The organism is Chryseobacterium sp. Mn2064, from assembly GCF_049319685.1.
In the GTDB taxonomy this organism is placed as follows: domain Bacteria; phylum Bacteroidota; class Bacteroidia; order Flavobacteriales; family Weeksellaceae; genus Chryseobacterium.
In genome coordinates this window covers 501,853-524,260 of record NZ_JBMOUE010000004.1, presented here as the reverse complement: position 1 = coordinate 524,260, position 22,408 = coordinate 501,853, and the positions used below count along the sequence as shown (strand labels likewise).

The window sequence follows — 22,408 nt, the reverse complement described above, 5'->3', positions numbered from 1 at the left end:
TTGTTCTATGCTTATCTAAAAGCTCTCCTGCGCTACCGAATCTCTTTCGTTTTTCAGTGCGGCAAAGATAACAACTTATAGCAACGCAAAACAAGTTTATTTAACATAAAATTCATCTTGAAGTAATATTAATGCCTTAAACAGCTGATAAACAAAATGAAAAATTTTAAACATTTGTTTGGAGGAGAGAAATGAGGGATGAACGAGGGTGAGAGTTGGAGGGTTTGAAGGGGATGAATAGTGAAAGTTATACTCTATATAATAAGGGGCTTGTTTGTTTATAAACCACGGATGACGCAGATTGGCACAGATGATTGTGTTTTATTGTCGGGTGGGGAGATGAGAAATGAAGATTTCTTTTATCATAGAGAAAAGGGAGTTTTGGGAATATTTTTATGACTTAATATGGTAAGAAAGAGACAGCCCTATTCTAGAGAGGTTAATAAGTATAAGTAACTATGATAATATATGAGACGATGCTGTTGGAAGGTGACAAAAAACCATTCCGTAAGAATCCTAAATAAAGTGGACTCCTACGGAATGGTTAATAAAACGAAGTTATATTTTTAGTTCAGAACATAAGATGTTCCGTCTCTTCCATCTTTTAATTCGATACCTTCTGCCAGCAATTTGTCTCTGATTTGATCTGAAAGGTCGAAGTTTTTGGATTTTCTGGCCTGATTTCTCAGTTCGATCAATACTTTTAGGGTTTGATCCAGTTTTTCATTATTATTTTCTTCTACAGTCTGCAATCCCAGAACGTCAAAGATAAAAGCATTCAATGTCGCTTTTAAATCTTCAAGGTCTTCTGTAGAGATTGTTTCCTTCCCATCATTTAAAGCAAAGATATATTTTACGGCTTCAAACAGGTGAGCTATCAGAATTGGAGAATTGAAATCATCTGTTAAAGCGTCATATGCTTTGTTTTTCCATTCTTTAAGGCTAAATCCGGATTCTTTTGTATCGTCTGGAGTGATGTTATTCAATACTTTTACAGCCTCCATTAATCTGATAAATCCTTTTTCGCTGGCAATCATGGCATCATTAGAAATATCTAAAACACTTCTGTAATGTGCCTGCAGGAAACAGAAACGTACAATTGACGGATGGAAAGGTTTTTCAAAGAAATCATTATCCCCTGTTACCAATTGCATAGGAAGAATATAATTCCCTGTAGATTTGCTCATACGCTGGGAGTTCATCGTCAACATATTGGCATGCATCCAGTAATTCACCGGAGCAGCATCGTTGCAAGCTTTTCCTTGTGCAATTTCACATTCATGGTGTGGGAATTTTAGATCCATCCCTCCACCGTGGATATCAAAAGTCTCTCCCAAATATTTTGTACTCATTGCAGTACATTCAAGGTGCCATCCCGGAAAGCCTTCTCCCCAGGGGGAATTCCATCTCATGATATGAACAGGAGAAGCTTTTTTCCACAATGCAAAATCCTGAGGGTTCTTTTTCTCACCCTGCCCATCAAGATCTCGGGTATTGGCAAAAAGTTCTTCTATATTACGTTTTGAAAGTTCACCATAGTTCAGTCCTCTTCTGTTGTATTCCAGAACATCAAAATATACGGAACCGTTACTTTCGTAGGCAAATCCTCTTTCGATAAGCTTCTGAGTCAGTTCGATCTGTTCTACAATATGACCTGTAGCTGTAGGTTCGATGTTGGGAGGAAGCAGATTAAACATATCCAACACTTTATGAAAATCCACGGTGTATTTCTGTACGATTTCCATAGGTTCCAGCTTTTCAAGTCTGGTTTGTTTTACGAATCTGTCGTTATCAACGTTTCCGTCATCGGTAAGGTGACCTGCGTCAGTAATATTTCTAACATATCTTACTTTATACCCTAAATGCATTAGGGTACGATAAATAAAATCGAAAGAAAGAAAGGTTCTTACATTTCCCAAGTGTACATTACTATACACGGTAGGTCCGCAGACATACATTCCGACATTTCCATCAAGAATGGGTTTGAAGTTTTCTTTTTCTGTTGTAAGAGAGTTATATATTTTTAATTGCATTTATAGTAAGTTAAAAGATTTAATGATTAAGATTCAAAAATTAGTTAAAAAATAATTCTGTCACAACAAATAATCGTTGTGATGAAAATCTTATGTGAAACTTTTTTAAATTTTATCATAATTAAATCGCTTTTAAATGATGTTGCAGATGATCTACATAATCATTGATCAAAAATTCCAATGTGAAAACCCTCGTTTCTGTTTTGGTGGTATCACAGGTTCTCTGCAAAGCTTCGTCGGGAATATTTTCCACGACATGAACAAGCTGATAGTTCAGCAATTTCCATAGATCGATAAGATCATTTGTAGGAACATTCTGATAGTTTTGTGCCTTTACCCATGCATTCTGATCATAAACAATATTCTCGTTTTCCTTATATTGAGTCACTACAAATCTACGGATATTCGTAAAAGCACTGTCACAAAGATGACCAATAATTTCTTTTTTAGACCATTTTTCTGACGACTCTTTTTGAGACCATTCTTCTTCAGGAATATTTTGAAACCTCTGAAGCTCTTTATCAATAATATTCTTAAGGATTTGATAGTTCATTTACTATTAATCTAGTTTTGCATGACTTCCTACGTAATGTAAGAATTCCTGTCTTGTAATAGGGTTTGTTCTGAATATCCCGCTCAGTTCTGCAGTAATCGTAGAACTTGCCGTATCTTTTATACCTCTACAGTTGACACAAAGGTGTTTGGCATCAATGATACAGGCTACATTTTTTGTTCCTAGTGCTTCTTTCAAAGCGTTTACAATCTGCATCGTCAATCTTTCCTGAACCTGTGGCCTTTTCGCATAATAATCAACAATTCTGTTAATTTTTGAAAGACCAATTACTTCTCCGTTGGAAATATATGCAACGTGAGCTTTTCCAATGATAGGTAAAAAGTGATGTTCACAGAAAGAATATACTGTGATATCTTTTTCTACCAACATCTGGCGGTATTTATATTTATTGGAAAAAGTAGATATTCCCGGCTTATTTTCAGGAAGAAGACCTCCGAAAATTTCATTCACATACATTTTGGCAACACGCTTTGGAGAATCTTTTAAAGAATCATCAGTCATATCCAATCCCAGCGTCTCCATGATTTCGCCAAAAAGCTCAGTAATTTTCTCTATTTTTTCCTGTGGCGATTTATCAAAAGCATCTTCCCTTATAGGCGTATGTTCTTTTCCAGTGAAAATATCATCGTCGTTATCAGTAAAATCAACCATTTTTATTTAATTTGCAGCAAAAATACGGATAATATCTGTTCCTCTATTTTTTCCGAAAGTTTTTTATTAATTTTTTGGATCGTCAGGAAACTCTGTAACTTCTATAGGTATTGAATACTTTGTGAATCATAGAGATTTCACTTGGAATGAAAAATATTATCTTTTATAACCTACTCTGATTAAAAAACCTATGATTATTGTCGAAGAAGTACAAAATAAACATCAAAAAAGGGAATTTCTGGAATTCCCGGCGAAAATTTATCAGCACGACAAAAATTATATCCGGCCATTAGATAAAAATATCGAAGAAGTTTTTAATCCAGAGAAAAACAAATTTTTCAAAAATGGAGACTGCAAAAGGTTTCTATTCAAAAAAGATCAGAAAACGGTTGGTAAAATAGCTGTTTTCATCAATGGTTGCTATGAGCAGGCACAACCTACAGGAGGAATTGGTTTTTTTGACTGTATCAATGACCAGGAAACGGCCAATTTTATTTTTGATCATTGTAAACATTGGCTTCAGGAAAGAGGAATTGAAGCAATGGATGGCCCCATTAATTTTGGAGAAAGAGATAAGTTTTGGGGGCTTTTGATTGAAGGGTTTATCGAACCTCTGTTTGGCATGAATTACAACTTTTCTTACTACAGAGAACTTTTTGAAAATTATGGCTTTCAAGTCTATTTTGAACAGCTTTGCTTTACAAGACCAATTTCTGCACCGATTTCGAGGGTGTTTACGATTGCTTACGAAAAGAACAAAAGAAACCCAGCTATTTCGGCACAACCGATGAAAAAGAATAACCTGCCAAAGTTTGCCAGGGATTTTACTGAAGTTTACAACAAAGCATGGGCCTCTCATGGGGAAGGGAAACAACTGGAAGAAGCTAAAGTTTTGAAAATGTTCAATACAATGAAACCTATTATCAACGAGCATATTTCGTGGTTTGTCTATGAAAATGAAAAGCCTATTGCTATGTGGATCAATCTTCCGGATCTTAATCAATGGTTTAAATATTTAAATGGAAAACTTGGAATCTGGGAAAAAGTAAAGTTTCTGTTTCTAAAACGTTTTAAGAAGAATGAAAAAATGGTGGGTCTTGTATTTGGTGTAGTTCCGGAATGGCAAAAGAAAGGGATCGACGGATATATGATCTGGGAAGGAACCCAACATTTGAGAAAATATACAGACTTTACTACTACAGAGCTTCAATGGATTGGTGATTTTAATCCAAAGATGATCAAAATTGCGGAAACTCTTGATACTACTATAACAAGAAAACTGGCAACGTACCGATATCTATTTGACAGGAATAAAGAGTTCAAAAGGCACTCAAATCTATAACCTATTAAAGAATTTCTTATTCCATTACGATTATAAGAATAATAGTTGTATTTTCGCGAACAACTTTTAACAAAATTAAATAAAACCAAAAAAAATGAGAAAATTAGTTATAGGCATCCTATTGATGTCTTTCGGTGTTACATATGCACAAAATCTTACACAAGACGCTTTCAGACCTAGTTATTCAAGCACTCTTTCTGTAAATAATCTTGGAGGAGATCATGCTGTATTCGGTGTAAAGTCGGAAAACACAGGACGTGGATTAAAATATGAAGAAATTACTGGATCCCCTTATTACACTACAGAATTCCAGTCTGCTAAAGTAGCTGAGAATTTTGATAAAGTACCTGTAAGATACAACAGCTATAAGGATGAAGTAGAATTTCAAAAAGAAGGAAAGCCAATGGTTCTTCCAAAAGAAAGTGCCTACTCGAGAATTGAAATTGCTTCTCCTAAAAATACATTAGTTCTTGTAAAAACAAACGATGATCTTGACGGATATTTTTTTGAACTTGTAAACGGTAAAAACAAACTATATAAAAAGGTAAAGACAAAGTTTAATGATGCCGTTCCTGCTGCGAACTCCTACGCTTCAGATAAAGCAGCTTTCTTCAAAAACCTGGATCCGGTTTATTATATCCAAACCGCTGAGTACGGTTTTATTAAAAAGCCTAAGAAATTAAAAGACATTCTAGAGTTTTTCCCTTCCAAAAAAGAAGCTATAGAAACCTATGCTAAATCTAATGATATTAAATTCAACAAAGAAGAGAATCTTGTAAAACTGGTTGCTTTTTTAAATGAATAAATCACTATCAATACAAAAATCGCGATACTTCTGGTATCGCTTTTTTTTGCTTTATATATAAGAACTTACCATAATCCTAAAAAACATAGAAAAAGTCAATTAAAATGCTAATTTTCGGCTTTTAACATGTATATTTTCTTAGTATATAAAGTAAAAAAGCCCTGCTATAATAGCAAGGCCAACCTTTCAAGTTTACTTCATTTAGAATAATTCTCCTGCGACTTTTTTTATGTTGTCACTTTTACCCATCGAGTAAAAGTGAAGAACCGGCACTCCAAAATCCAAAAGCTCTTTGCATTGGGCAATTGCCCACTCTATTCCAATCTGCTTTACCGCTTCATTATTTTTAGCATTCTCTACTTCATTAATCAGCTCTTCGGGCAAGTCTATTTTGAATACCTGTGGTAATAATTTCAAATGCTTTTTTGTTGCAATCGGTTTGATCCCCGGAATAATGGGAACGTTGATTCCTATTTCTCTTGCTTTCTGAACGAATTCAATATACTTTTTATTGTCAAAAAACATTTGGGTAACGATATAATCGGCTCCGGCATCCACTTTTTGCTTCAGCCATTTAAGATCATAGTTCATGGAAGGAGCTTCAATATGTTTTTCCGGATAGCCGGCTACTCCTACGCAGAACTTATTCAGTTCATCACAAACCTGTTCATCATTGTGAAGATATTTACCTCTACCCAAATCATTGATTTGGTTCACCAGATCCATTGCGCTGGTATGCCCTCCCTGGGTAGGCTCGAAATATTGATGACCTTTCATAGCATCTCCTCTTAGAGCCATTATATTATCAATTCCAAGGTACATACAGTCTACCAAAAGATATTCGGTCTCTTCCTTTGTAAAGCCTCCACAAAGTAAGTGTGGTACAGTATCTACGTTATATTTATGCTGAATAGCGGAACAGATTCCAAGAGTTCCCGGACGCATTCTTGTAATACGTCGCTCCATAAGGCCGTTTCCTTTATCCAGATAAATATATTCTTCTCTTGAAGTGGTAACATCAATGAATGGTGGTTTGAATTCCATCAACGGATCTATGTTCGCGTATAGGTCTTCAATACCAATTCCTTTCTGTGGCGGGACTACTTCTAAAGAGAATAAAGTTTTCCCATTTGCGTTTTGAATGTGTTCTGTTATCTTCATGTTAGTGTTAATCTGCTAAATTGGGTGACAGCCATTTTCTGGCTTCCTGAATGCTACAACCTCTTCGTGCAGCATAATCTTTAAGCTGGTCTTCTGTAATTTTCCCTAACCCAAAATATTTGGCATGCGGGCTTCCGAAATAGTACCCGGAAACAGAAGCAGTAGGAAACATGGCCAAGCTTTCTGTAAGGAAAACGCCTGTATTTTCTTCTACTTTTAAAAGATCCCAGATGGTTTTCTTTTCCAGGTGGTCTGGGCAAGCAGGATAACCTGGTGCAGGACGAATTCCTTTGTATTTTTCTGCAATCAGCTCATCATTGCTCAGTTCTTCCTGAGTGGCATAGCCCCAATATTCGGTTCTTACTTTTTTATGTAAAAATTCAGCGTATGCTTCTGCAAAACGGTCAGCAAGTGCTTTTACCATAATGGAGTTGTAATCGTCATGGGCTTTTTCGTATTCTGCGGACAATTCATCTGTTCCAAAGCCTGTTGTGACACAGAATGCTCCCATGTAGTCGGTTTTTCCTGAGCTTTGAGGGGCAATGAAATCGCTCAATGCCAAATAATCTTTTCCTTTTGATCGTTGAGCCTGCTGTCTTAATGTCAGAAATTTAACCTGTTCTTCATGATCTTCATTCAGAATTAAAATATCATCGGTGTCATTGGAATTCGCTTTAAAAATTCCAAAGATGGCTTTTGCCGTTAATAGTTTTTCATCCAGAATTCTTTTCAGAATAACCTGAGCATCATTGAAAAGTTCTTTCGCCTGAATGCCAACAACCTCATCTTCCAAAATATTCGGGTACTTCCCATGGAGGTCCCAGCTTCTGAAAAACGGTGACCAGTCGATAAAAGGAACCAACTCATTGAAGTCTTGGTTTTCAATAAGTTTTATACCTAAGTTGTTCGGTATGAAAATATCCTCGTTTTCCCAGTCAATTTTAAATTTATTTTCTCTGGCTTCTTCAATGGAAACATAGTCTTTGTCTACTTGTCTGTTCAGGAATTTTTCTCTGAAATCGGAATAGTCGTTTTTTAAATCCGAAACATATTCTTTATTTCTGTCACCCAGCAATGAACTTACTACATTTACAGCTCTTGAGGCATCGTTAACGTGAACGACGGCATTTTTATATTTTAAATCTATTTTAACTGCAGTATGTGCTTTTGAAGTGGTGGCACCACCGATAAGTAAAGGAAAATTCAGATTCTGTCTTTCAAGTTCTGAGGCGATATATACCATTTCATCTAAACTTGGTGTAATCAGACCACTCAATCCAATAACGTCTACTTTTTCTTCAATAGCTGTCTGAATGATTTTTTCTGCAGGAACCATTACTCCAAGATCCACAATTTCATAGTTGTTACAACCCAGCACAACGCTTACAATATTCTTTCCTATATCATGAACATCTCCTTTGACGGTTGCCATAAGGATTTTTCCATTGGCCGGTTTGGAGCCATCTTTTTCTGCTTCAATATAAGGCTGTAAGTAAGCCACTGCTTTTTTCATTACTCTTGCAGATTTTACCACCTGGGGCAAGAACATTTTTCCGCTTCCGAATAGATCTCCTACAACGCCCATTCCGGTCATCAGATTAATTTCGATAACATGGAGTGGCCGCGCTGCCTGTTGCCTGGCTTCTTCTACATCTTCTTCAATAAAGCGGTCTATCCCTTTTACTAAAGCATAAGTGATTCTTTCCTGCAATGGGTTGTTTCGCCATTCCAGGTCTTCGGTTTTTTCTTTTTTTACAGATTTATGTTTCTCAGAATAATCAAGAAGTCTTTCTGTAGCATCTTCTCTTTTATCAAGAATTACATCTTCTACCAGCTCCAGCAATTCTTTGTTGATCTCGTCATACACTTCAAGCATGGCTGGGTTTACAATACCAATGTTCATTCCTGCCTGAATGGCATGATAAAGGAATACGGAGTGCATAGCTTCTCTTACCGTATCATTTCCTCGGAAAGAAAAGGAGACGTTGCTTACTCCACCACTTACTGACGCGTAAGGTAGATTTTGTCGTACCCATCGGGTTGCTTCAATAAAATCGATGGCATTTCTTCTGTGCTCATCCATTCCTGTTGCAACCGGGAAAATATTTAAATCGAAAATGATATCTTCTGCCGGAAAGCCAATCTGATTGACCAAAATATCATAGGATCGTTTTGAAATTTCTATTCTTCTTTCAAGATTATCTGCCTGCCCTACCTCATCGAACGCCATGACAATGACAGCGGCTCCATATCTTTTTATGGCTTTGGCATGTTTGATAAATTCCTCTTCACCTTCTTTTAAGCTGATAGAATTCACCACACATTTACCCTGAGCGACCTGAAGACCTGCTTCGAGAATTTCCCATTTGGAGGAATCTACCATGATAGGAATTCGGGCAATATCAGGCTCAGAAGCAATTAGGTTCAGAAATTTGATCATAGATGCTTTCCCATCTATCAATCCATCATCGAAATTAACATCCAAAATCTGGGCACCGCCTTCTACCTGATGACGGGCAATATCTAATGCTTCAGAGAATTTCTCTTCTTTTATGAGCCTTAAAAATTTTTTGGACCCGGCAACGTTTGTTCTTTCACCAACGTTGATGAAATTACTTTCGGGCGTTATGATAAGAGGCTCAAGGCCTGATAATCTTAAATACTTCATCTATTTTATTCTTCTAAAATATAGTAGGCATTATTTGCATTCTGCCTCAATAAATCTCTATGTTTACCTAAAGCGGTAAGCAATGGAAATCTTTTGTATGCCAAGCCGTGTTCTATGGCAAATTTTTCGATCTCTTCTGTGATCTCGCTATAATACATATAGCTATAATTTGGAAACAGATGATGGGCAACATGGAAATTGAAGTTTCCCAACACGTTTCTCACCCACCAATTGTTTTCTTTCAGATCATTGGTGACTTCCAACTGATGACGAAGCCAACTGAATGGCAGCCCATTTTCTTTATTTAATTTTGGAAAGGCATTATCAGGAAGTGGATGCAAAGGCAGTAAAACAAACAATGCAAAAATACTTGCTGCTATCACCTGTAAAAACCATGCTCCCAATGCCAATCCAATTGATACTTTAAAGAACACAATTGGAACTAGAATTTGATAAAAAAAGTAAAACAGCTTATAGCTTATCATTTTTATCTTTTCTCTCACGGGTATTTTTCCCTGGGTCTTCAAAATCACTCTTTCCGTATCAAAGAAGTCTCTAAAATCTCTTATAAACATCCAATTGAACAAATACAAAGGATATACTAAAAAGAAAAACCGATGCTGATATTTCTGAATTCCTTTTGCTTTGATCCATGGGACTATCAACAGTAACCCGCTCTGTTCAATATCGGTATCCCATCCATCTACATTGGGATATGCATGATGGCTTGCGATATGTCTTTTCTTCCAGATATAGGAATTGGCTCCAACAAAATCAAAAATGTGTAAAACCAGCTCATTGAGTTTTTTGCTTTTATAGATATTGTTATGAGCAGCTTCATGAATTAGGTTTAAATAAATCAAAACCAGAAATATTCCCATTGAAACAAAGCTCAGAATATACAATCCGTGTTTCTCAGCATTGAAAACGGCAACGAAATACAAACCTACATAGATCAATGGCAGAAGAACAGCTTTGATCTGAATGTAGATATCCCTATTCCCGGGAATGTTTTCTACACGTTGGGTCACTTTCTTTCTCAATTCATTAAACAATCTGGTATCCTCTGAATCTTTCAAATAAATCGGCTTTTCCATTATATTTAACTTTGTGGTTTACATAAAGTTAACATTTATATTCCAGCCTACATTCTTGATTTTAATTAAAAAAATCTATCAAATCATACAAATTCCCTCAATTTCCTTGGGGGATATTGTTCCACCAGATCAGCAATTGCTTTGATGTGTTCCGGAGTTGTTCCGCAGCATCCACCAATAATGTTGATCAGTCCTTTCTCTACATATTCTTTAATCTGTCTCGCCATATCTTCCGGGGTTTCGTCATATTTTCCGAAAGCATTGGGTAAACCGGCATTCGGATAAGCAGAAACATAGAATTCTGAATTATGAGCCAGCGTTTCCAGATAAGGAGTCAGCTGATCTGCTCCCAGTGCACAGTTGAAACCTACGCTTAGTAAGTTAAGGTGCGAAACAGAGATCATAAAAGCTTCTGCCGTTTGTCCGCTCAATGTTCTTCCTGAAGCATCTGTAATGGTTCCAGAAACCATGATCGGGATTTTAATTCCTCTTTCTTCCTGCAATTCATCAATAGCAAATAAAGCCGCTTTTGCATTCAGGGTGTCGAAGATGGTTTCTACCAAAAGGATATCCGAACCTCCATCCAGCAAAGCTTCACATTGTTGTTTGTAAGCTACTCTCAGTTCTTCAAAAGTGATGGCTCTGTAACCAGGATCATTCACATCCGGGCTTAAACTTGCCGTTCTGTTGGTTGGACCGATAGATCCTGCTACGAATCTTGGCTTATCCGGATTCTTTGCAGTGTATTCGTCACAGGCTTTTCTGGCAATTTTTGCAGACTCATAGTTCAGATCGTATACCAAATCTTCCATATGATAATCTGCCATCGCGATTGTTGTTCCTGAAAATGTATTGGTTTCGATTATATCAGCACCAGCTTCCAGATATTTTTTGTGAACTTCTTCAATTGCCTGAGGTTGCGTAAGAGAAAGCAGATCATTATTTCCTTTTACAGGATGTTCCCAATCTTTGAAACGTTCTCCTCGGTAGTCTTCTTCCTCAAATTTATATCTCTGGAGCATAGTTCCCATTGCCCCGTCAAGAATTAAAATTCTCTCGGTTAAAGCTTTGTATAATGCTTCTGAATTTTTCATTTTTTATCTATTTTGGCTAAAGCCGTTGGATATTGAGTTAGTCTAAAGCCTGCTTTAAGTCTGCAATAATATCTTCCACGTTCTCCAGTCCTACTGAACAACGTACCAGACCCGCAGTAATTCCTACTTCATTTCTTTCTTCATCTGACAGTTTGGAATGTGTAGTGGATGCCGGGTGAGTAACGATTGTTCTTGTATCACCCAGGTTAGCAGATAGGGAACACATCTGTATCTTATCTAAAAAGTTTCTTCCTCCTTCTATTCCTCCTTTTATTTCAAATGCTACGATATTTCCACCGAGCTTCATTTGTTTTTTTGCAATTTCATAGCTTGGATGTGATTTTAGGAATGGATATTTTACCAATTCTACGTTAGGATGATTTTCTAAAAATTCGGCCACCTTCAATGCATTCTCACAGTGTTTTTCTACACGAATAGCCAATGTTTCAAGGCTTTTTGATAATACCCATGCATTAAAAGGAGACAACGCAGGCCCTGTGTTTCTTGCGAAAAGATAAATTTCTCTGATCAGGTCTTCTTTTCCTACTGCAATTCCTCCCAGTACTCTTCCTTGTCCGTCAATCAGTTTCGTGGCAGAATGTACAACAATATCTGCACCATATTTGATAGGCTGCTGAAGATAAGGTGTTGCAAAACAATTATCTACAATAAAAAGAAGGTTATGTCTTTTGGCAATTTGTCCGAAAAATTCCAAATCCAGAATCTCAATAGCCGGATTGGTAGGAGTTTCCAGATATAAGATCTTGGTATTAGGTTTAATGTACTGTTCTACATTGGCAGAGTCTTCTGCTTTGAAGTAAGATGTTTCGATATTCCATTTTGGGAAATATTTGGTAAACAAAGTGTGTGTAGATCCAAAAACAGACTGACAGCTTACGATATGATCCCCGGCATTCAATAATGCGGCAAATGTGGAATAGATAGCTGCCATTCCGGTTGCAAATGCATATCCAGCTTCTGCGCCTTCCATTTTAGCAATTTTATCTGTAAACTCTGTTACATTCGGGTTAGAGAAACGGCTGTACAGATTTTTAGGTTTTTCTTCTGCAAAGCTGGCTCTCATATCTTCCGCATCCTGAAAAATGAAGCTTGAGGTAAGATATAACGGTGTAGAATGTTCGTCAAACTGAGTTCTTTCAGTTTGGGTTCTTATTGCTGATGTTTCAAAATTTTCCATATAGTTTTAATTTTAATAATGTACAATGTATCCCGGAGTTGTTATTTTTATACTTCGCTCAATACAACCTTTGGCATTATTATCTTCATCATTGATGATACATTGTACATTTTATCTGTATACATTATTTTGTTTCACTTACTCTTAAAATATCCCCGAATACTCCTCTTGCCGTTACCAGTGCTCCGGCTCCAGCTCCCATGATTACAATTGGGTTCTCTCCGTAACTTTCTGTATAAATTTCAAAGATTGAATCTGAACCTTTTAACTGTCCTAAGGCTGAAGTTGCCGGAACGGAAATCAATTTTACATCCAACTCCCCTTTGTCTTTCTGAAGATCGCCATGCAAATCACCTACATATCTCAATACATGACCCGGCTCCTGGTTCTCTTTTATTTTCTGATATTCTTTATCCAGTTCTTCCAGTCTTGTCAGGAATTCCGATTTTGAAACTTCAAGTAAGCTTTCAGGAACAAGATTTTGAATATTGATGTCACTAAACTCATTGATCAAATCCAGCTCTCTTGCCAGAATCAATAATTTTCTTGCCACATCATTCCCGGATAAGTCTTCTCTTGGATCTGGTTCTGTGTATCCTTTTTCCAAAGCTTCGTTGATGATGGTTGAAAATTTGTCATCTCTTAAAGAAAAATTGTTGAAAACATAACTTAATGTTCCAGAGAAAACGCCTTTAATTCTTGTGATATTTTCCCCAGAAAGGTGTAGTAATTTGATGGTATCAATCAACGGAAGACCTGCTCCAACATTCGTTTCGTACAGATATCTTCTGTTATTTTTATTCAAAGTATATCTTAGCTTTCGGTATTCTTCAATGGGAAGGGTATTAAAAATCTTGTTGGAAGAAACCAAATCAAAACCGTTTTCAGCCAAAGCATGATAGTTATGAACAAAATCTTTACTTGCCGTGTTATCCACAACGATTAGATTTTCCAATTGATTTTCGTTGGAGAAATTGATCAGCTCCTGAACATTTGATGGATGTTCTGCCGTTACTACTTCCTCACTCCACTTATCATCAAATCCTTTTTTGTTAAATGCTATTTTTTTGGAATTCGCAACTGCCACCACTTTAAGATCTATATTCTTACGTCTTTTGATCTCCTCTGAAGATTCTAAAACCTGATTAATTAAGGTTTTCCCTACGTTTCCATGACCTATAATAGCCAGATGAACCGTTTTGGGCTTTTTGAAAATTTCAGATTCTATGATATTCTTGGTCTTTTCGTCCTGAGAAGAAGTCACTACAATATTTACTCTATTTTCTCCTGCGATCTGATTTAAAAGCAGTGGAAATACATTATTTCTCGCCAGTTCAGCAAGGACTTTATTAAAATCTTCTGATACAAAACCTAGTACAGAAACATTATTGATGCTATAAATTTGGGAAACTTTCCCTGATTTTCTTTCTGCTTCAAACTCATCAATAAGACAGGCTACGGCTTTTTCCGCATCATTTTCATGAACCAATATTGAGATTCCGTTTTCTACAGCCTGCTGAGAGATTACTCCTACACTGATTCGTGCTAAAGTAAGCGCTTTGAAGATTCTTCCATCAATTCCGATTTCGCCTAAAAAATCTTCGCCTTCAAATTTGATGATTGATCTGTTCTTTAAAAATTTTATTTCATTACCCTTTTTCATTACTTTATAAAATGTTTTTTATGATATTATTTAATTGTTGATATTCCATTAGGAAGGCATCATGCCCGTGTATAGATTGGATCTCGTGATAAGAGGCATCCTTATTTTTCTCTTTCAATTTCTCGAAGCACATTCGGATTTCAGAAGCGGGAAAAAACAGGTCTGTATCTACGGAGATCATGTGCATTCGTGCTTCTATTCTCTCTAAGGCTGTTTCATCAGCGTTGATATTCATCAGTAAATGATTCATCAATTGATATGCTTTCAAACTAAACCTTTCGTTTAAAGCATTACCGTGATATATTAACCAATCTTCTGATTCTAAACGCTGTTTGTCCTGATTGTATGTATTCTGAAATCTGCTGTTGAGCGATTGTGGAGTTCTGTAACACAACATGGCATGAATTCTTGCTTTCTGTAAAGGCTCATCTTTATCATTTAATAAAAATTTCTGAACCAGACATTGCGCATGAAGCCAGTCGTGTGTTCTATAATCACAAGCTATCGGGATAAATATTTCTGCCAACTTAGGTTGCTTGGCAAGCATTTCCCAGGCAATTCCTCCTCCCAGAGATCCTCCAATAATGGCATATAAGTTTTTGATATGTAAAGCTTCCAATCCTTTCAGAAATAGATTGGCTATATCTGAAGGGGTGAAGTCTTCATAGTCTTCAATTAAAAAGGTATCATAACCGTTTCCGGGTATATTGAAACAAAGAACGGTATATTGTTCCGTATCTACGACCTGATGTTTACCTACCAAATTTTTCCACCACCCTTTTTCTCCGGATACTGTTGAATTTCCGGTAAGTGCATGGTTGATAAGAATAATGGGAGCTGTAAACAGGTCTTTCCCGAAAAGCTCATAGCTTAACGAGATATTCCATTCCTTTTGGGAATTGGTTTGATACGAAAGATTAATATAGTTTAGTTCTGTTTTCAATTCTATTATTTTAATACAATTGAAAATGCCACAGGAAATGGCTGAAAAGAACTTCAGTAAGTTATCTGTCCAAAATTACTTTGGTAGAACGTAGCACCTTCTCTGCTTGCGCAAAGGGTTGCTAAGGTTTCATAGGGTCTAATCCCTCAACCTTTCTTGATAACATTTTCAATATTTGAATGAACGAATGGTACAAAGGTAGCTCTTTTCTTTTAATTTCAAAAAAAAAATAATTTAATATTTTAAAAAGCCCTTAAACACAAGTATTTCAGAGCTATATTAATAATTATTCAGATGAAAGGAATTGGAATTATTTTTCAAAAAAACTAACTTCGTGTAGAAAAATGTTGAGATATGACTGCCGAAAAGGATAGATTACAAGATACCAAATGGAAAAACTGGGGACCTTATGTAAGCAACCGGCAATGGGGTAACGTACGGGAAGATTACAGTAGAGACGGAAATGCCTGGAACTTCACCAACCATAATAACGCGGAGAGCTATGCCTACCGCTGGGGAGAAGAAGGTATTGCCGGAATATCGGATGTAAAGCAGCTGTTTTGCTTTGCATTTTCATTCTGGAACAAGAAAGATAAGATCGTAAAGGAGCGTTTCTTTGGTTTGAGCAATCCACAGGGAAATCACGGGGAAGATATTAAAGAAATTTTTTATTATCTGGATAACACCCCTACCCACAGCTATATGAAGATGGTGTATAAATATCCCATCAATACGTTTCCTTATGATGACCTCGTTACGGAAAACGGAAGACGTAGCAAAAAAGATCCGGAGTATGAAATCTTTGATACAGGAATCTTTGACAATGATGAATATTTCGATATTTTTATTGAATACTGTAAAGCTGATCACAACGATATCCTCGCCAGAATCACTGTATGTAACCGCAGTCAGCATAATGCTCCGATTGTTGTAATACCAACAGCCTGGTTCCGAAACAACTGGAAATGGGGATACAATACTTATAAGGCAGAAATGAATGCTTTTTCTCAGGATGGAAGTATTAATATCTGCCATGACAGCATTTCTATCAAGAAATTGTATGCAAGAAACGTCAATGCACAGCGTGTATTCTGTGATAATGAAACCAATACTTCTAAACTGTATGGAAATCCTTTGCCTGAACATCATTATTTCAAAGATGGAATCAATGATTTTCTGATTCATGGAACCAATACCATTAATCCAGAACAAAAAGGCACAAAAGCTTCTTTTCTGATTGATGAAATCATCGAAGCAGGAGAATCAAAGGTTTTTGAATTCAGATTATGCCCCAATGAAACAGATGCTCCTTTTTCCGGATTTGATGAAATTTTCAGTAATAGAAAAGCTGAAGCTGAAGATTTTTACAACGAAATTCAATATGATACTACCAATGAAGATGAAAGAAATGTACAAAGACAAGCCTTCGCAGGACTTCTCTGGAACAAACAGTTTTATCATTATAATATCGGAAAATGGCTAAAAGGTGATCCCAATTTTGAAGCTCCTAGGAATTTTAATGAATATGTAAGAAATACAGAATGGAACCATCTTCACAATAAAGATATCATTTCCATGCCCGATAAATGGGAATATCCATGGTATGCAACGTGGGATCTGGCTTTCCACTGTGTTCCTTTTTCCATTATTGATGCTGAATTTGCCAAAGGCCAACTTCTGTTGTTGACAAAAGAATGGTATATGCATCCTAACGGGCAGCTTCCCGCTTATGAATGGAATATGAGTGATGTGAATCCTCCTGTACACGCCTGGTCGTGCTTCCGTGTTTTTAAAATTGATGAAAAAGCCAACGGTAAACCAGATTTACTGTTTCTTGAAAAAGTTTTTCAAAAACTACTCCTCAATTTCACATGGTGGGTGAATAGAAAGGATAAAAATGGTAAAAATATTTTCGGCGGTGGTTTCCTTGGCCTGGATAATATTGGTGCTTTTGACCGAAATATGGAACTCAAAGATGGTCAGCATCTTGAACAGGCTGACGGTACAAGCTGGATGGCGATGTATGCCTTAAATATGATGCGTATTGCCATGGAACTGGCTCAGTATTACCAAGTATATGAAGATATGGCGATCAAGTTTTTTGAACATTATCTCTATATCGCGGAAGCCATGGAAAATCTGGGGGAAGGTACCAAAGGTTTATGGAATGAGGAAGATGGATTCTTTTATGATGTTCTTCAGCTTGGAAATGGCGACAGTGTTTCTTTAAAACTGAGAAGTATTGTCGGTCTGATTCCTTTATTTGCAGTGGAAATTGTAGATCATCATCTACTGGAAAAAATGCCTAATTTCAAAACAAGAATGGAATGGATCTTAAAAAACAAACCTGAACTGACAAAACTTGTATCTCATTGGGACGAAGAAGGCCATGGAAGAAAACATCTGATGAGTATTCTCCGCAAAAACAGATTAACAAAGGTTCTTACAAGAATGTTGGATGAAAAAGAGTTTTTAAGTACATACGGAATCCGTGCGATGTCTAAAATATATGAAGAAAATCCATTTGTGTTCTCTGTTCACGGAACCGAAAATATGGTTTACTATACTCCCGCAGAAAGTGACAGCAGAATGTTTGGCGGAAACAGCAACTGGCGAGGACCAATCTGGTTCCCGATCAACTTTCTTATTGTAGAAAGTCTGCAGCGTTTCCATTTCTATTACGGAAACAGTCTGAAGGTAGAATTTCCAACCGGCAGTGAGGATAAAAAGAATCTGGATGAAGTAGCACAGAATATCAGCAGAAGACTTTGTTCTATATTCTTGAAAGATGAGCATGGGCAAAGAGCTTTCAACGGTGGTAATCCAAAATTTAATTATGATGAACATTTTAGAGATTACATTACCTTCTTTGAATATTTCCATGGGGATAATGGCCGGGGCGTGGGAGCTTCCCACCAAACGGGATGGACTGCTACCGTAGCCAAACTGATAAAACCGAGACTTACCTTTTAATGAACAATAAGTAATAGATCATAAAAAAGCCGGATGAATCATCCGGCTTTCTATATTTTTAAATAAAAGATTAAATTTTTTCTCCGTTAACGAATACTTCGTAACCGATTTCTACATTCGGTTCTAAGGTTTTGGATACGGAACAGTATTTTTCAAAAGATAATTCAGCGGCTTTCAAAGCTTTTTTAGGATCGATTTCTCCTTCCAGAAGAAATTTCACATTAATAGATTTAAAGGGTTTCGCATCATCTATCTGAACTCTCTCTCCCTCTACTTCTGCCTGAAAACTTTTAATATCCTGACGCTGCTTCTTTAAAATAGAAACTACATCTATTCCGCTACATCCGGCGACTGCCATCAGAACACTTTCCATTGGAGATACTCCTTTTGCTCCCGGCTGAGAAGTATTGTCCAAAAGGATAGAATTTCCCTGGGAGTTTGTACATTCAAATAAAAAGTCGTCGTTGATTCTGTTGAGTGTTATTTTCATTGTCTGTTGCTTGTTGCGTATACAAAGTTATAAAATTCCTCTTGCTTTTATCTCCAAATATTTATTGATAACATCGATATTCAAATTTTCTGGAAGTGTATAAACCGTATAAATTCCATATTTTCGAAGTTCCTGAATGATCAGTTTCTTTTCAAATTCAAATTTTTCAGCAACGATCTCATCATATATTCCCTGCATATTCTCCGGATTTTTGTTGATCAAGGTCTGAAGCTCGGAGTTTTTGAAGAACACCACTACCAGCAGATGATTCTTGGCAATTCCACGCAGATATTTCAACTGACGGTTCAAGCCATCCAATGTTTCAAAATTGGTAAAAAGGAGAATTAAGCTTCTTTGATTGATGGAATATTTTACGTCCTGATATAAACGGTTGAAATCACTTTCAAAGAAATCAGTTTTAATATTGTAAAGAGCCTCGGATATCTTTTTAAACTGCCCGGACTTATTATCGGCAGCGATTTTATTTTCAGCTTTTTTGGAAAAAGTCATCATTCCTGCTCGGTCTCCTTTTCGCAGAATAATATGAGATAATGCCATTGATGCATTGATTGAGTAATCCAAAAGGCTTAACCCGTTGAAAGGCATCTTCATCGTCCTTCCTTTGTCAATCAACATAAAAATACGTTGTGACCTTTCGTCCTGAAACTGGTTAACCATCAAACGGTTCGTTTTGGAAGTCGCTTTCCAGTTGATTGTTCTGATATCATCTCCGGGAACATATTCTTTGATCTGTTCAAATTCCATAGTATGCCCCAGTTTTCTGATTCTTTTGATTCCACCCATTAAAAATTCACTTTGCAAAGCCATCAGCTCATATTTTCTGAGGTGAATAAAGGATGGATAAGAGGCCAACGCAGCATCTTTCTGAAACGTAAATCTTTTGGAAACCAATCCTAAAGGTGAAGATGCATAGATATTCAGTCCTCCGAAATGGTATTCTCCTCTTTCCTTAGGTTCTAATGTGTATTGAAAAAAAGTATTCGCTCCTGAAGCAATTTCTTTCATGATCATAAAATCTCTCTTTTGAAACTGAAAAGGAATTTCATCAATGATTTTTGCGGTGACCTTAAAGCTGTAATTATTTTTAATATCAATTTTCACAAAGTTCTCATCACCATTCGATAACTTTTCCGGCAATATTCTCTGAGCCTGAAGTGCATTTTTCTGATTAAAAAGCAACAGAAAATCTACCATTGCCGCCAGAAAGCAGATCAACAAAAGAATATGAGCCATCCACATAAGGACCGGAAAGAAAAACGCCAGGACATACAATGCCCCCACTGCAATGAGTGTGAAGAAGAAGCGTGTATTGATGTATAGGTTTTTCATTGGGTTAGGGATTAGGATTTAGGATAAAGAGATTAGGGATTATGTCCTAAACTCATTTATCTGCTACCTATCTTGGGATTTCTATTCCTTCTAAAATCTGACGGATGATTTCATCTGCAGTAAGGCCTTCCATTTCTCGTTCAGGAGAAACGATAACCCTGTGTCTCAAGACGGCATAACTTGCTTCTTTGATGTCTTCAGGAGTTACAAAATCTCTTCCTCTTAAAGCTGCAAAGGCTTTTGAGGCAGTAAGAAGCGCCAGGGAAGCTCTTGGAGAAGCCCCTAAATATAAGAACTGATTTTCTCTGGTATTGATGATAATCTTTGCGATATATTCCATCAGTTGTGCTTCCACAATGATTTCTTTCACCAGATTTTGATAGTTTTTCAGCTGCGTTGCAGTAATTACACGGTTAATTCCTTCCGTTTTATCTTCTTTTTTACTCTCGTGTTGATTTTTAATAATGGCTATTTCCTGCTCAAGGTTAGGATATCCTACATTAATTTTGAATAGAAAACGATCCAGCTGAGCTTCCGGAAGTCTATACGTACCTTCATGCTCTATTGGGTTTTGCGTAGCAACAACAAGGAATGGTTCTTCCATAATGTAACGGGTTCCGTCCATCGTAATCTGTCTTTCTTCCATTACTTCAAACAAAGCTGACTGTGTTTTTGCCGGCGATCTGTTGATCTCATCAATCAATATAAAGTTGGAAAAAATAGGACCTTTCTTAAATTCAAATTCAGAATTTTTCACACTGAAAACAGAGGTTCCTAAAATATCTGAGGGCATAAGATCGGGTGTAAACTGAATTCTGCTAAAGCCTACATCTACGGTTTTGGCCAATAACTTTGCAGTAATGGTCTTAGCAACTCCCGGTACACCTTCAATCAGAACATGGCCATTTGAAAGCAAGGCTGCCAAAAGATGGTCTATCATGTTTTCCTGGCCGACGATTACTTTCCCAATTTCAGCTTTTACTTTGTCCAGACTTGTACGAAGTTCAATCATATCTATTCTGGACTGAAACTGATCTTCGCTTTTATTAAGATGAATAGAACTTTGCTCTTCTATGTTTGGATTATCTGTGTTTTCCATATTATTTACTTTTAAATCCAACAGTACATTTTTATCATAATCAACCTATCATTACAATAGCCTTATGATAATGCCTTACTGTTATATTGATAATGGGTCTTTATTTTTAATTTACTATTTCATCAAGCAGGCTGTTGATCTTCGCAAGGTCTTCTTTCATGACACTTGCATAAGGGTCCTGCCCTTTTTTGATCAGTTGTATTGCTTCATTAATCATTTCTATTGGTTTTCCGGTTTTGAGTTGCAGTTTTTTTGCAAATTCTTCATCTAGGTTTTGCGTGTCGATCAACAGATCCATTCTCACTTTATTCAGAAAATACTGGGCTTTTTTCGCCATCATATCATGAAAGTCACCTTCCTGAAGATAAAGATTTCCTATACTTTTCACAAAATCCAGAGAGGTATTTCGTAGAGGTTCTATAACCGGAACTATTCTCTGTTTTCTTTTAGCATTGAAGAAAATAAACAGAACAAGTCCTCCCAAAAGCACCCACCAGGCATATTTTAAAGCAGGTTTAGAAAGTATAAATCTCATAAAGAAACTTGATGGCTTATCATTACTTTCCACAAACCAAACAGTTTCCCGGTCTTTAAGGTAAGAGAATACATCCTGTGCATATCTGCTATTCCCAGGTTTCAGAAGATAATAATTGGTCAGAAAAAGAGGTTCTGTATGTACATAAATGTTTCCTTTTGCCAATTTAATTTTAATAAAATTAGCCTGATCATTATTCTTACTTTCTACTGTTTTCCCCAAGACTTCCACACCAGGTTTGATGAATGAGAACCCTCTTCCGGAAGGAAATTTATCTATTTTAATAAAATCGTTCTGGTATTTTTTATCTGTAAGCTTCAGTACGTTTTCTTCCTCAAAAGAAATTTCAGAATCATAGTATCCTATACTGTCTGAAACTTCTTTAGGCATACGGCTTACCATCAACATTGCATCTGACCCTTTGGCAATCTGGTCGAGAATTCTCTTCCAGGACTCGGTATCAATTTCATGTTCAATAACGACAATATTATGAGGCTCTTTGGTATGCTTACTGTAATAGTCGTACGGTGTCTGATCTATTTTTTTCAGATTATTTTTAAAAAGGTTTTTCGCTTCATTATCGAAAACAAACAGACCGAAAGGAGATTTTTCATGAATATCAAAATTCTTCTGCCAATTCAAGGTCTCTTTTTTGTTAACTTCAAGCAACGCCAAAATAATCATCACAACGACGAAAATTATAGCGTATATTTTGAAATTCTTATTCATGGT

At 36.5% G+C, this 22,408-nt stretch carries 17 protein-coding genes and 1 riboswitch; of the genes, 3 read left to right on the top strand and 14 right to left on the bottom strand.

The window, feature by feature from the left end; all coding sequences use genetic code 11:
• Nucleotides 1-566 precede the first annotated feature (566 nt).
• The 3 genes from cysS to folE form a co-directional block, all read right to left on the bottom strand.
• Nucleotides 567-2,033: a cysteine--tRNA ligase gene (gene cysS, locus ACL9RH_RS17550; RefSeq protein ID WP_422694638.1), complete on the bottom strand. Its 1,467-nt coding sequence runs from the start codon at nt 2,031-2,033 to the stop codon at nt 567-569.
• A gap of 121 nt (nt 2,034-2,154) precedes the next feature.
• Nucleotides 2,155-2,586 carry a DinB family protein gene (locus ACL9RH_RS17545; RefSeq protein ID WP_422694637.1) on the bottom strand — a complete coding sequence of 144 codons (432 nt, stop codon included), beginning with the start codon at nt 2,584-2,586 and terminating at the stop codon, nt 2,155-2,157.
• A 6-nt stretch (nt 2,587-2,592) separates the two neighbouring features.
• A complete protein-coding gene (folE, locus tag ACL9RH_RS17540) occupies nt 2,593-3,258 on the bottom strand; it encodes a GTP cyclohydrolase I FolE (protein WP_422694636.1) in 666 nt (221 codons plus the stop codon).
• A gap of 190 nt (nt 3,259-3,448) precedes the next feature.
• Here folE and ACL9RH_RS17535 point away from each other — a divergent pair, with 190 nt between their 5' ends.
• Together ACL9RH_RS17535 and ACL9RH_RS17530 are read left to right on the top strand one after the other, a co-directional pair.
• Nucleotides 3,449-4,600 carry a hypothetical protein gene (locus ACL9RH_RS17535; RefSeq protein ID WP_422694635.1) on the top strand — a complete coding sequence of 384 codons (1,152 nt, stop codon included), beginning with the start codon at nt 3,449-3,451 and terminating at the stop codon, nt 4,598-4,600.
• Between the two features lie 94 nt (nt 4,601-4,694).
• On the top strand, nt 4,695-5,405 hold the full coding sequence (locus ACL9RH_RS17530; protein WP_422694634.1) for a hypothetical protein: 711 nt from the start codon (nt 4,695-4,697) through the stop codon (nt 5,403-5,405).
• Nucleotides 5,406-5,606: 201 nt separating this feature from the next.
• On the opposite strand, the gene metF is transcribed toward ACL9RH_RS17530, so the two are convergent.
• The 7 genes from metF to ACL9RH_RS17495 all read right to left on the bottom strand — a co-directional run bounded on the left by metF (nt 5,607) and on the right by ACL9RH_RS17495 (nt 15,229).
• Nucleotides 5,607-6,566, bottom strand: coding sequence for a methylenetetrahydrofolate reductase [NAD(P)H] (gene metF, locus ACL9RH_RS17525; RefSeq protein ID WP_422694633.1), 960 nt, complete (start codon nt 6,564-6,566; stop codon nt 5,607-5,609).
• Nucleotides 6,567-6,573: 7 nt separating this feature from the next.
• Entirely contained in the window at nt 6,574-9,234 is a 2,661-nt protein-coding gene (metH, locus tag ACL9RH_RS17520; protein WP_422694632.1) for a methionine synthase, read from the bottom strand.
• A 5-nt stretch (nt 9,235-9,239) separates the two neighbouring features.
• Nucleotides 9,240-10,331, bottom strand: a complete 1,092-nt coding sequence (locus ACL9RH_RS17515) for a fatty acid desaturase family protein (RefSeq protein WP_422694631.1) — start codon at nt 10,329-10,331, stop codon at nt 9,240-9,242.
• Nucleotides 10,332-10,414: 83 nt separating this feature from the next.
• Complete coding sequence (locus ACL9RH_RS17510) at nt 10,415-11,425, bottom strand: homocysteine S-methyltransferase family protein (RefSeq protein WP_422694630.1); 1,011 nt, start codon at nt 11,423-11,425, stop codon at nt 10,415-10,417.
• Nucleotides 11,426-11,462: 37 nt separating this feature from the next.
• Nucleotides 11,463-12,623, bottom strand: a complete 1,161-nt coding sequence (locus ACL9RH_RS17505) for an O-succinylhomoserine sulfhydrylase (protein WP_422694629.1) — start codon at nt 12,621-12,623, stop codon at nt 11,463-11,465.
• Between the two features lie 124 nt (nt 12,624-12,747).
• The gene (locus ACL9RH_RS17500; protein WP_422694628.1) at nt 12,748-14,286 is read right to left on the bottom strand and encodes an ACT domain-containing protein; all 1,539 of its coding nucleotides are present in this window, start codon (nt 14,284-14,286) and stop codon (nt 12,748-12,750) included.
• A gap of 4 nt (nt 14,287-14,290) precedes the next feature.
• Nucleotides 14,291-15,229, bottom strand: a complete 939-nt coding sequence (locus ACL9RH_RS17495; protein ID WP_422694627.1) for an alpha/beta fold hydrolase — start codon at nt 15,227-15,229, stop codon at nt 14,291-14,293.
• A gap of 58 nt (nt 15,230-15,287) precedes the next feature.
• A riboswitch (SAM riboswitch) is annotated at nt 15,288-15,395 on the bottom strand.
• Nucleotides 15,396-15,583: 188 nt separating this feature from the next.
• Between ACL9RH_RS17495 and ACL9RH_RS17490 the strand changes: the two genes are divergently transcribed.
• On the top strand, nt 15,584-18,202 hold the full coding sequence (locus ACL9RH_RS17490) for an MGH1-like glycoside hydrolase domain-containing protein (protein WP_422694626.1): 2,619 nt from the start codon (nt 15,584-15,586) through the stop codon (nt 18,200-18,202).
• A gap of 70 nt (nt 18,203-18,272) precedes the next feature.
• On the opposite strand, the gene ACL9RH_RS17485 is transcribed toward ACL9RH_RS17490, so the two are convergent.
• The 4 genes from ACL9RH_RS17485 to ACL9RH_RS17470 form a co-directional block, all read right to left on the bottom strand.
• Entirely contained in the window at nt 18,273-18,692 is a 420-nt protein-coding gene (locus ACL9RH_RS17485) for an OsmC family protein (RefSeq protein WP_422694625.1), read from the bottom strand.
• A 27-nt stretch (nt 18,693-18,719) separates the two neighbouring features.
• Complete coding sequence (locus ACL9RH_RS17480; protein WP_422694624.1) at nt 18,720-20,042, bottom strand: DUF58 domain-containing protein; 1,323 nt, start codon at nt 20,040-20,042, stop codon at nt 18,720-18,722.
• 67 nt (nt 20,043-20,109) lie between these two features.
• Nucleotides 20,110-21,141 carry an AAA family ATPase gene (locus ACL9RH_RS17475; RefSeq protein WP_422694623.1) on the bottom strand — a complete coding sequence of 344 codons (1,032 nt, stop codon included), beginning with the start codon at nt 21,139-21,141 and terminating at the stop codon, nt 20,110-20,112.
• Between the two features lie 106 nt (nt 21,142-21,247).
• Nucleotides 21,248-22,405 carry a hypothetical protein gene (locus ACL9RH_RS17470; RefSeq protein ID WP_422694622.1) on the bottom strand — a complete coding sequence of 386 codons (1,158 nt, stop codon included), beginning with the start codon at nt 22,403-22,405 and terminating at the stop codon, nt 21,248-21,250.
• Nucleotides 22,406-22,408: the final 3 nt, after the last annotated feature.